This window comes from Scytonema sp. UIC 10036 (assembly GCF_009725235.1).
The window spans coordinates 18750-30061 of record NZ_WJFC01000168.1; the positions used below are offsets into that span (position 1 = coordinate 18750).

10 protein-coding genes are annotated in these 11312 nt (G+C 41.2%); 4 read left to right on the plus strand and 6 right to left on the minus strand.

Annotation, left to right across the window (positions count from 1 at the left end; genetic code table 11):
- The first annotated feature begins 78 nt into the window (after positions 1–78).
- The gene (locus F7734_RS45990; RefSeq protein ID WP_155751028.1) at positions 79–720 is read left to right on the plus strand and encodes a hypothetical protein; all 642 of its coding nucleotides are present in this window, start codon (positions 79–81) and stop codon (positions 718–720) included.
- 288 nt (positions 721–1008) lie between these two features.
- Positions 1009–2499: a hypothetical protein gene (locus F7734_RS45995; protein WP_155751029.1), complete on the plus strand. Its 1491-nt coding sequence runs from the start codon at positions 1009–1011 to the stop codon at positions 2497–2499.
- A gap of 186 nt (positions 2500–2685) precedes the next feature.
- Here the strand turns inward: F7734_RS45995 and F7734_RS46000 are convergent, their stop codons facing one another.
- Positions 2686–3000: a hypothetical protein gene (locus F7734_RS46000; RefSeq protein WP_243147438.1), complete on the minus strand. Its 315-nt coding sequence runs from the start codon at positions 2998–3000 to the stop codon at positions 2686–2688.
- Between the two features lie 244 nt (positions 3001–3244).
- On the opposite strand from F7734_RS46000, the gene F7734_RS46005 reads away from it, so the two are divergent.
- Positions 3245–5404, plus strand: coding sequence for a Tex family protein (locus tag F7734_RS46005; RefSeq protein ID WP_155751030.1), 2160 nt, complete (start codon positions 3245–3247; stop codon positions 5402–5404).
- Between the two features lie 163 nt (positions 5405–5567).
- On the opposite strand, the gene F7734_RS46010 is transcribed toward F7734_RS46005, so the two are convergent.
- From F7734_RS46010 to F7734_RS46025, 4 genes are all read right to left on the minus strand, one after another.
- Positions 5568–6401: a hypothetical protein gene (locus F7734_RS46010; RefSeq protein WP_155751031.1), complete on the minus strand. Its 834-nt coding sequence runs from the start codon at positions 6399–6401 to the stop codon at positions 5568–5570.
- Between the two features lie 317 nt (positions 6402–6718).
- On the minus strand, positions 6719–7975 hold the full coding sequence (locus F7734_RS46015) for a hypothetical protein (protein WP_155751032.1): 1257 nt from the start codon (positions 7973–7975) through the stop codon (positions 6719–6721).
- Between the two features lie 151 nt (positions 7976–8126).
- Entirely contained in the window at positions 8127–8708 is a 582-nt protein-coding gene (locus tag F7734_RS46020; protein WP_155749359.1) for an IS607 family transposase, read from the minus strand.
- A gap of 206 nt (positions 8709–8914) precedes the next feature.
- Positions 8915–9295 (minus strand): signal peptidase I, encoded by a 381-nt coding sequence (locus tag F7734_RS46025; protein ID WP_155751033.1) that lies wholly within the window; start codon positions 9293–9295, stop codon positions 8915–8917.
- Positions 9296–9671: 376 nt separating this feature from the next.
- On the opposite strand from F7734_RS46025, the gene nuoB reads away from it, so the two are divergent.
- Entirely contained in the window at positions 9672–10412 is a 741-nt protein-coding gene (gene nuoB / locus F7734_RS46030; protein WP_155751034.1) for an NADH-quinone oxidoreductase subunit NuoB, read from the plus strand.
- A gap of 146 nt (positions 10413–10558) precedes the next feature.
- Here the strand turns inward: nuoB and F7734_RS46035 are convergent, their stop codons facing one another.
- The gene (locus F7734_RS46035; protein ID WP_155751035.1) at positions 10559–11071 is read right to left on the minus strand and encodes a vitamin K epoxide reductase family protein; all 513 of its coding nucleotides are present in this window, start codon (positions 11069–11071) and stop codon (positions 10559–10561) included.
- Positions 11072–11312: the final 241 nt, after the last annotated feature.

Here is an 11312-nt window from a genome sequence, read left to right on the forward strand (position 1 = left end):
CAGTTCTCACTAAAGGTGTACTGATAACTGTAATTATTCACTAATTTAATCTATTGTGGCATAAAGGAAACGATTCTTATGAATGGAAATCAGCAGGTTTGGGAGCATCCTAACGCTGAAGACAATACTGATTTTGCGGGAGATCAACCTAATGCTTCTAATGAATCAGGTAGAAACTCGAACAATGGGTTTTCTAGAATAGCAATTGGAGCACTCATTGGTGCTGCGTTAGGCGCAATAGCTGGAGCTTTAACTATTAAGGGTACAGCCGAAAGGGTTAACCAAACCGTAAAAAGAGCAGGGAATTCGGTCAAGAATACAGCTGGGAACGTTAACCAAACTGTCAAAGGTGTGGGTGACGCAATAAGTTCAATAGCTGATGGTGTTAACTATACTGTCAGTGATGTAGGAGACAGCGTTAAGGATACTGCTTTGGGTATTAACGATACTGTCAACAGTACTTTGTCTGCTGTTAAAGCTACAGCAATGAATGTTAGCGACACAGTTAATAACACTGTGAATATCGTCAGGGGTGCGGCTGAAGGTGTTAACGACAATATCAAAGGTACCGTAGACGTAGCCACTAAAGTCGCTGAGGATAATTTGCCCTCTGGAATTCAGGTGGCTAATCTCTCCAACATACCCAACGTACCCAATATCCCCGGTAACTCTAACAACCAGACTACTTACATTTTAGTTCCAGTTGACAACCAGAAATAAGACGTAGGGTGGGCAATTCCCACCTTTAATATTTGTAGGTTGGGTTGAGGAACGAAACCCAACATGAGTGCAGATTTTGTTGGCTTTCGCACGCGTCTCAACCCAACGAGCGTTGATAAATTTTATTATTAAGTCATCATCCGAGCATGATGTCATTTAGCATAGTTAAAAGAACTATGTCTTTGGGTCATTAACCTCTTATTTAATGACTGTTAAATTAATCTTGAATTAATAACGAGCTGCTTCAGTTGAGTCTGATACTGCCTTAAGCGAGGGGAGAGAGAAACTATGAGCGATCGCAAGCAGCCTGTTGAGCGTCAAGAAAAAGCTGACTTTCCCAGGGCGAAGCAACGTATAGCTTATCGAGCTGCAACAGGCATAGGGGGTGGAATAGTTGGAGCAGCGATTGGTGGTTTGCTCGGTCGCCGAGTGGGAGGATCTGTTGGCGGTGTAGTGGGCGCTGTTGCTGGTGCTTTAGTAGGTAAGGGTACGGCTCAGCGTGTTAATGCCACTGTAGAAGGTGTTGTGGGTGCGGCTAAAACTGTAGCTGATGCTGTTCATTATAGTGTTAATGGTGTGGGAGATGCATTAAAAGACACAGTAGAGCAGGTTAAGCCCTCAATAGTAGGTGCCGTTGATGCAGTCAAAGATACAGTTGAGCAGGTGAAGCCTTCTGTCGTAGGTGTTGTTGATACAGTCAAAGATACAGTTGAGCAGGTGAAGCCTTCTGTTGTAGACGCAGCTAGGAATGTAGCTGAGGTTGTTAATTTTAGTGCAAATACTGAAGAAGTCGTATTTCCTGAAGAAGTCGTATTTAATAACGATATTATTGAACAGCCCGATTCTTGTGTAGTCGTTGTCGAAGAAAACGCAAAAGGGCAACCTGAAGAGGTAACGTTACCTGTAGTTAATGAATCTCAAGTAGAGCAGGTTAATACTTCTGTCGTTAGTCAAGTTGATACAGTAAAAGATATACCTGAAGATGTTTGGGACTCTGTCGCCAATACACCCGATGCTGTTGGGGAAACAATTGAACAGATTGAACCTCGTGCTGTTGGTATTGATGGAGTCCAAACTACAACCGAAGACTCTCACAGTCATGATGCTCAGGAGTGGATGAGTCCACACTTGAATAATTTACAACAGGCGAATAATTCTGAAGAAAATATTGAATCGATAAACTTTGAAGAAACACAAGAACAGCACCAACCGCAAGAGCCGCAACAAACTCAAGCACAATCGGAGAAAAACCGACAATTTGCTGAAATCGGAAAATTTGTTGTAGGTGCTGGGGTTATAGCTTTAGTTGGCACAATCTTATCATGGATTCCAAAACACAATCTCTTTGCGATTAAATCACCGGAATCCGGACAGGTACAATCCAGTCAAAGTATCGAGCAAGTGTCTGCGGCGACATCATCTTCAAAATTAAAAGCAGTCCCTGTTCCTGATGGTTGGATTTTTTTAGGCAATGTTAACGGTAACCCAGGTACAGCATCGGTTGGGAAACCTTTAAGCGAAGATTTACAATCTACTGACTCTCGTGTTGTTCCGTCAGCAGGAGCGATCGTTACTGTAACTGTTAAACCAGGAGTAACGTTAAGGGGAAATAGACCACACTTACCTCACTTTAGTTATCAAGAACAAAAAGCTCTGGCTGTTCTTAAACCTAAAGAGAAGCTGAAGGTTCTTAAAGTGGAATTTGTACCAAATCCCAGTACAACTCAAACAACAAGAGTGTGGGCAAAAGTTTCTCAATGTGGTAAAGATTGTCATTAAAAATTTCTTAAAACGTTGTCGTTCGCAATAAGCCGGGTACGGCTTGCGCTAAGAGCGAACGCCAACACCACTGAAATATTCCTTTCGCCCCGGTAACCAAAACTACAGGAGCCGCTTTGCCTGTGAAATGTCAAAGGCTTACTCCTGCAAGTTTTTCCTGTTTGCGGTATCAGTATAAATTATTGCTTAGTAACTCATACCACGGTACTTTCGTCCTATTTCTTCCTCGGTTACCCGGCGTCTGGGATCGGTTAATTCTGTTTGGCCAGTGTCATTTAAGTTTTCATCACGGTCTTCTACTCGTTGTAAAAGTTTTTGGGTGGTGATGAGAATAACGAGGAGCAGCAAAAGCAAAACCTGCCACGGTGCTAACACCAAGCTTAACGCAAAGCAGAGAGCTGCAAATATTCCCACGAAATACCCAATTTCGTCACTACATTTTTTAAAGATATAGCCACCTACCAAGCCGGTAAATAGCGGAATCAAAAAAAACAAAGCCATTTTTCCTCACCTCTGGGCTAATAGCAGAAGCGTTAATGTGTGTATATTAGGTCTGTTGTCGGTAACAATTGTGCCTAATTTAACAGCTATTCAGTTTTAGCTCGAACACGTTACTCATAACAACAGCGTATAAATACAAGATTCCGAATCAGTCTGTTAAACTAGCTTAACATTATCTACTTGCGCTGATAAATATCTTTAGCGTATTACCTTAAAAAAGTAGCGTTTTCAACTGCAACACCCGATGCTAAACATTCCTAAATTACTGGCTACCGAACTAGACCTTAAACCCTATCAGGTGCAAAACGCGCTGGATCTTTTGGCAGAGGGTGCGACAATTCCCTTTATTGCGCGTTATCGCAAAGAACGTACTGGGGAAATGAATGAAGTTCAGTTACGTCAACTGGCAGATAGGTATTCTTACTTAACAGAATTGGAAGAAAGAAAATCCACAATTTTGAATGCGATCGCAGAACAAGGTAAACTTACTGACGAACTTAAAGAAAAGATAGAGTCCTGTTTGCAAAAGACAGAACTTGAGGATTTATACCTACCCTTCCGTCCAAAACGTCGCACGCGAGCCACTGTTGCAAAAGAGAAAGGGTTAGAACCGCTTGCAGACTTTATTAAATCGTTAAATGTCAAAAATGGCGTTGCCGCTTCTCTGGATGCGGAAGCAGCAAAATACGTTTCTGAAGAGAAAGGTGTCAAAACTGCAGAAGAGGCGTTGCGCGGTGCTTCTGATATTCTTGCAGAAGAAGTTGCAGAAAAGGCAGAGTCCCGTTCTTATATACGAGAATACCTTTTAGAAGAAGGAGTATTTGTTTCCCGTATCAAGGACGATTATCCAGAAGGTACAACTAAATTTGAAATGTACCGCAATTACCAAATGCGGGTACAAAATATCGCACCTCATAATTTGCTGGCATTGTGTCGCGGTGAAGCTGAGGGAATCTTGTCTTTTGATATTTCTTTTGATGAAGATGTTGTCCTGTCTTATTTGGAATCCAAAGAAATTAAAACAAAAGTCCGTGCAGTCCGGGACTTCTATCAAGCAATGCTGAAAGATGCTTTCAACCGTTTGATGAAAACATCCTTGGCGAACGAAGTTATTTCTGAAAAGAAAACTTTTGCAGACATTGAGTCTATCAAAACATTTGAAGCTAATTTACGAGAGTTATTACTGTCTGCACCAGCAGGTATGAAACCCACTTTGGCAATAGATCCGGGTTTTCGGACTGGATGTAAAATCGCAGTCCTCGATCGAACAGGTAAATTTTTAGAATATCAAGCGATCTTTCCCCATCTATCAGCAAACCAGCGTTTGGAAGCTGCAAAAACTCTGAAAAATTTCATTGAGAAATACAAAATAGAGTTAATTGCTATTGGTAACGGTACTGCTTCTCGTGAAACGGATGAATTTGTTTTGGAAACCCTGCAAACGTTGGATAGAAAACCCATTAAGGTGATAGTCAACGAGTCGGGGGCATCGATTTATTCAGCTAGCAAAGTTGCTCTGGAAGAATTTCCCGATTTAGATGTCACTGTTCGGGGGGCTGTTAGTATTGGGCGTCGCTTGCAAGATCCCCTTGCGGAACTTGTCAAAATTGACCCCAAATCTATTGGGGTAGGGCAGTATCAGCATGATGTGGATCAAAAATTGTTGAAGAAGAAATTGGATGAAACTGTTGAAAGCTGCGTTAACTACGTTGGTGTAGACTTAAACACTGCTTCTAAAGAACTTCTGACTTTTGTTTCTGGGATTACGTCTTCTGTTGCCAATAATATTGTTGCCTATCGCAACCAAAATGGTGCATTTAAAAACCGCCGCCAATTGTTAAAAGTTCCGAAGTTGGGACCAAAAGCATTTGAACAAGCTGCGGGTTTCTTACGCATTCGTGATGGTGAAAATCCACTCGATAATACTGCAGTGCATCCAGAAAGTTACTCAGTTGTAGAAGCGATCGCATCCGATTTGAAAGTTCCATTAACTCAAATTACCACAATTGCCGAACAACTGAAAAAAAACAATCTCAAAAAATACGTAACCGAGAGCGTTGGCGAACCAACATTACGCGACATTTTGAGCGAATTGGAAAAGCCGGGAAGAGATCCAAGGGCTGAGTTTAAGTATGCCACCTTCAAAGAAGGAATTAAGGAAATTAATGACTTAAAAGTCGGAATGGAACTAGAAGGTATTGTTACCAATGTTGCCAACTTTGGTGCATTTGTTGACATTGGCGTACATCAGGATGGTTTGGTGCATATCTCTCAACTGGCTGACAGATTTGTAGACGATCCCAAAAAAATTGTGAAAGTAGGACAAGTTGTGAAAGTCAAAGTGCTGGAAGTGAATGAGAAACTAAAACGTATTAGTCTGTCGATGAAATCCGTTAAGCAGTAAATGTAACGACAAAAACACGTAGGTTGGGTTGAGGAACGAAACCCAACATTTACAGATATTTGTTGGGTTTCCACAAGAGTTTACCCAACCTACAAAAATTCGATATCCCTTGCACTATTCCATCAGATCTCTCTTCAAAATCGAGAAATTCATCGCGCTGACTTTAGTCAGCGCGATGAATTTTTTTCGGCTTTCGCCTGTACCTAAAGTTAGGCTGACGAGCAGTAAATGAAGCTTGAGAACCAACAAATTTAATTCCTTGTTCTATGACTTGAGATCTAAGCTCTCTACATTGAGCTTGAATTGCACGAGACTGTTCTCTAAGTATTTTAGATTTTGCCCGAGTTTCAAAAGCCTTCTTTCTCAACGCTATTATCTCAGTTAAAATCCCTTTATTATTGGTAAGTTTATAATTGGCTGACTGACTTATTAAAGGTTTAATAGAATTTGATATTTCTCGATGCTCTAACTCTGAAGGTTTGACCGTGGAATTACAGATAGTACTGAGCAGTTCTGCTAAAATTTCATTGTTAGACTTTTTACTTGCCAAAAGTTTTTTGACTAATTCTTTAGCCTCATCAAGTGATAACCAAGGTGAATTAAGTGCAAGACACAAATCCATATTGGTATCCTGTAACTCTTGCCTCATCTCCTGCAGTTCTATCTCTTTGTCATACAACAGTTGCTTTAGCGTTTCTACTTGCTCGCATACAAGCTCTAATCTATTTTCAATTTCTGGTCTTTCAGCAGAGTTAAGAGCAGTAGATTCTATAACTTGACTATCTTTCTGTTTAGAATTTTCTAATTGAACAACTGTGCGATCGGTTTGATTGACTTTAGCAAAAAATGTTTCTAAGATTTCTATAGTCTTTTCTAAAAATTCTAGAGTATTAAATAATACATTAATGTCACTATTTTTATCAGCTTCACTATTATACAAAGGTAACTGCAAATCTTCTAGAAATTTTGACTTGTTATCAGCACTTAAAGAGTCCATAGGCTTTGGAAGCAAAGTTCTTAATGCGTATATTTTACCTATAAATCAGTAACAGACGGTAGAGTTGAAGAAACATCTACCTTAATAAGTAGTTAAAGTAAATATTTATTGCAACAAAAAGCAACAGACCAAGAATTGCTACTTGAATCAAAAATTTTGAGTGGCTGTAAAAACTTCATACCACCTCGTTCCCAGGTTCTACCTGGGAATGCATTACTAGAGGCTCCGCCTCGCAAGTCGAGAGAGCACAGGAGGCAGCAGCCCACCGTAAGGCATTCCCAGCCAGAGGCTGGGAACGAGGTGACAGCCCATCAAAATTAATGCGATGAACCACTAGAAGCGCTCCGCTCCTTTGAAGAAAGAGTCTTTAAAAAAGATTCTAAATTGTCAATAGATACTAACTCATCAAACATGGACGGTACTGTGTTGCGGATTCTCAGCTGGATCGCCCTACCTGATTTGTCTTCTTGAAATTCGTAGATAAGATTCTTTTTAACGGCTTGGGTTAAGAGAATGTAGTGCGGTGGGAAAGCTTTTAGTGCTCTAGCTCGTTGGTCTTTTGATAGGGCAAACCAAACTTTCTCTTTTCTGTCAGGATTGATGTTAGCGATCGCGGTTTTGATTTTGTTCCAATCCACCTGCCCTGTAGCAGCTTCCAAAAGGACTTCAACGGCTGTTAGCTCAACTGAAGAGAGTTCTGAGAGGGGAGTTGTGGGAGGATTTTGTTCCAGGAATAGATCGGCTTGGTATTGTGCAATTTTCTGTAGGGTTCTTTGACGTTCGACACTTTCATCGGAGGCGTATGGGGGCTGACGGAGCGAGGCTTCGGACATGGGTCGATCGAGTTCCAGAATCCATTTTTTGGTTGCGTCTAATAATAGAAACTCTTGTCCTTGGAAATTAACTTTGGGAAAGCTTGTATTTAGGGTGACACTCAAAGATGAATCATTTTCTTCTACAACAGAAGCTTGAAGAGATATTTCCGTAACGAGGCTTTGAGTTTCAATAACTTTAACAATTTCCTGACGCAGTTCTATAGATTGGGCTGCGATCGTTTGGGGTGTCTTGCCCTCACTTTTTGCCATGCGCTCTAGCGCGATACCAGCTTCGGGATGGTCGTAGATATCCCCCGTATTAAAGAATATTCCTCCCTCGCCCCAGATGGTGTCTCTAAGTTGAGTAGGTTTCCTCTCGCGCTTGCAAAGAGTTTTGATAAGGTTTTCTATTTTGGTTGGTGTAATATCTGTTAAATTTTCCAGGGCTTCTCTTACAGGAGTCAGGGAAGGACGGGTTAATTTCTTGAGGCTCAGGATGCCCAGTGCGGAAATTTCTTCCGGGTCGCATTCTGAATACGATTGCGCCAGTTCCACATATTCTTTAACATCTTTCGGATTCTGCTGGAAGCGTTTTAGTTCCCTGTTAAATTCAAATTTGCCAATGCTTTGTTGGATAAGAGACAGATCTGATGAAGCTTCCAGGAGTGCCTGGGTTGCTTCTTGGATCTTTACAAGGGGTAAACTAAATCTACTTAAAGCTATGCAATAAGCAGAAATGTCATTAATTGCTGGTATCATCCAAACTGGTTACTGCATTTTAGAGCGTTTTCGTTTAATGGCCACCGACAGAGTAGGCAATCCTAGTAACCGTATATTCAGTTGTTTGGACTACTTTTTTCCGCGCCATTGGCGTACCCAATTCCAGACATTGACTACATAATACTACGTTTTACTCCAAATTGACAACCTCTTTTTCAATCTTTTTTTCATATTTCCGTAAAAAGTACAATCTTGAACTGAAACAATGCATGATACTCATAAAGTCTTGCATTAACTCTTGTTGAGGGCTTAGTTCGGCGTTGTTAAGAACAGTAATAGCGCAGTTATGCAATTGACAAAACCACTCTATGAATTCAAAACCGAATCTAGCTAATCGGTCTTTGTGTGCAACAACTATTTCTTTAACCTGACCCTTGGTTACATCCTCCATCAGAGCTATGAACCTTTTGCTCTTAAAGTTCATTCCCGATCCAATTTCAGATATACAAACACAGTTGGGGTAATTTTTTCCTAAATAATTAATTTGGTTCTCAAGTTCTGGTTTCTGACCACTTGTTGAAATTCTAGCGTATAGCACTACTTTACGTAGGTCTGTTCCACCTTTAATGGATTCTAAGGAGGCTTGGCTATAGCGTCTGTGACCGCCAGGGGATCTGATATAGTCTATTTTTCCATCGTCTGCCCAATCCGCTAGGGTTTTAGGGTGATAGCCATATTGTTTGTAAACTTGCTGTGGGGATAGATATTGCATAAATGGAGTTAAATATTACGGTTAACTCCATTTTACTCCTAATTAAAGTGACTTACTAAAATGGGGGTCTGGCAAAAGAGGTCTGATGTTGCTACCATAGAAATCAGTAAAATGTTTATTTAAACTACTTGTCCCCTTTGGAGGCCTTAACTCTTTTGGGGAATTTTTATATATTATACAGCAAGAACGGAATCTTTTTGTTACGTTTATTTGCTCGAATTCCTGGTGGCGACACTATCACCCGGTTTTGAAGGCCATCGAATAGTGAGAATCGTGCAGTCAGACTCAGCAACCCAAGAATGGGGTACACCTGCACGCCAGAGAACGTAATCACCCTCACGTGACAATAAAATTTCCCTATCTTCAAATTTGAGGCGAAATTCCCCATGAATGAGAATGGAGATAGTCGCCGCTTGGTTGTTGACTGCCCATTCGGATCTGCTGTCACCAGCTTTATGGATAGCCCATTTTAATTCTAGTTCTTCTGTAGATCGGGGATCGTCAGTTGGGGTTATGAAGTGACCGAGGAACCATCCCCAACGATTTGCACCTTCGCTTGCAGCGTTACCAAAAACAACTTTTGTCATTTGTTATTTGCCATTTGTTATTTGTTATTTGTCATCGTTCATTGGTCATTGCACAGTAATTATGTAGGTTGGGTTGAGGCACGAAAACTAACTTAATTATACAGGCATTGTTAAGTTTCACTTCGTTCAAATGCCACTTCCCTCAACAGGCGAAACTCCCCAAGCGAAAGGCTCCCCAACCTACAAAAATTTTATCTGGGCTGTATTATGGCTGAAATATCTTATATTTTGTATTGTATTTCATATCACATATTAACTTAATAAAAGCCTATTTCTAATGGCAGAATAAATTGCTATCTAAAATATTTATCTTCTTATAGAAGAGGCTTTGAAAAAAAAGACAAGCGTTAAATTTATTAAGCAACCGGACAAATTCATGAATCCCAATGAAAACAATCCAAATGGCTCATCTGGGAAAGAAATAATCCTAGCTCCAACAAGCTACGGAGTGACTAATCAACTTTCAGAAAATGTTATATTGACGACCTTAGATGACCTGTATAACTGGGCAAGGCTATCTAGCTTGTGGCCTCTGATGTATGGTACAGCTTGCTGCTTTATTGAATTCGCAGCTATGATTGGCTCCCGATTCGATTTTGATAGATTTGGTCTCATTCCTCGTGCTAGCCCGCGTCAAGCTGACTTAATTATTTTGGCAGGCACTTTAAACGTGAAAATGTCTCAGCCGACAATGCGTCTTTACGAGCAGATGCCTGAGCCAAAGTATGTTATCGCAATGGGAGCCTGCATGATTACTGGTGGTATGTTCAGCGCGGATTCTCCAACAGCTGTTCGAGGCGCTGATAAACTTTTGCCAATAGATGTGTATATACCAGGTTGTCCTCCCCGTCCAGAAGCAATCATGGATGCTATTATTAAGCTTCGCAAAAAAATATCTAATGATTCTATGCAGGATCGGGGAAAAATTACCCAGAGCCATCGCTACTACAGCACTACCCACAACATGAAGCCCGGTTCACGCATCCTGACTGGTGAGTATTTACGATCGCCTGCTCGCCATAAGCCACCAGAAGCGCTAACACGAGCAATGGGAACGTCCATGCCTCCTGCTCTTTTGACTATGGGACAAAAAGAATCAGAACCAGTGACAGAATAATTCATAATTCGTAATTTGTAATTCGTAGTTATAGCAAATTTCAACCTAGTGAGGTACAAAAATTACCCCCCTCTGTCCCCCCTTACTAAGGGGGGATGAAAGGGGGGTGTACCTCATTAGACTGAGAAAGGCTATAAAATTACGAATTACGAATTATGATGTTGGCTTGTGAGGGTATTGATGGCACTGAGGACTTCGGGTATTGCGATCGCTATTGATGCGAGCGAGCAAAGTGTTGCAATCTGGCAGTACGCACAAAACGCTTGATTCTCGCTCCATTCCTCACGAGCTAGTTCAAGTGCGGTAACTGCATCAAAAAGGAGTTTAGCGCCCATTGCGATCGGCAATAATGGGTTCTCTTGCGCTCGGTTCTGACCACCTGCGCCTGCTAGCCAAGCTGTGATGGCATAATTGGTTACCATCATCAGCCCATCAGGAGTCTCAAGCCGACTGTATGCGTATTTAGACGCGTCAACTCGGTCTGAGTCAAAATACGGTAAGGGTGGATCGGGCAAGTGGCGAATAATTCCAGTCTGATAAAGCGAAACTAGGATTCCCATAGTAGCGCTTACCATAGATAGACCAATAATCCAACGACGGCGAATTAAGTCGGGGGTGTCGCCAAATCGCAGTTCGTAACTGAGTTGCTCTGGATTCATAATATATATAAAGTGGATATTTGCAGTTAGAAAAACCCTGTTTGTGCTGTTTTTTTTGTTAGAGGATGTTTGAAAAGTTATGATTGATGTATTAAATATTTTTACCCCACCCTAACCCTCCCCGATGTATTGGGGAGGGAACCAAATTGCTCTTGTTTCTCCCCAATACATCGGGGGGATTAAGGGGGGTAATAATGCGATTAAAATCACAGCTAACCACTTTTCAAACATCCTCTTATAG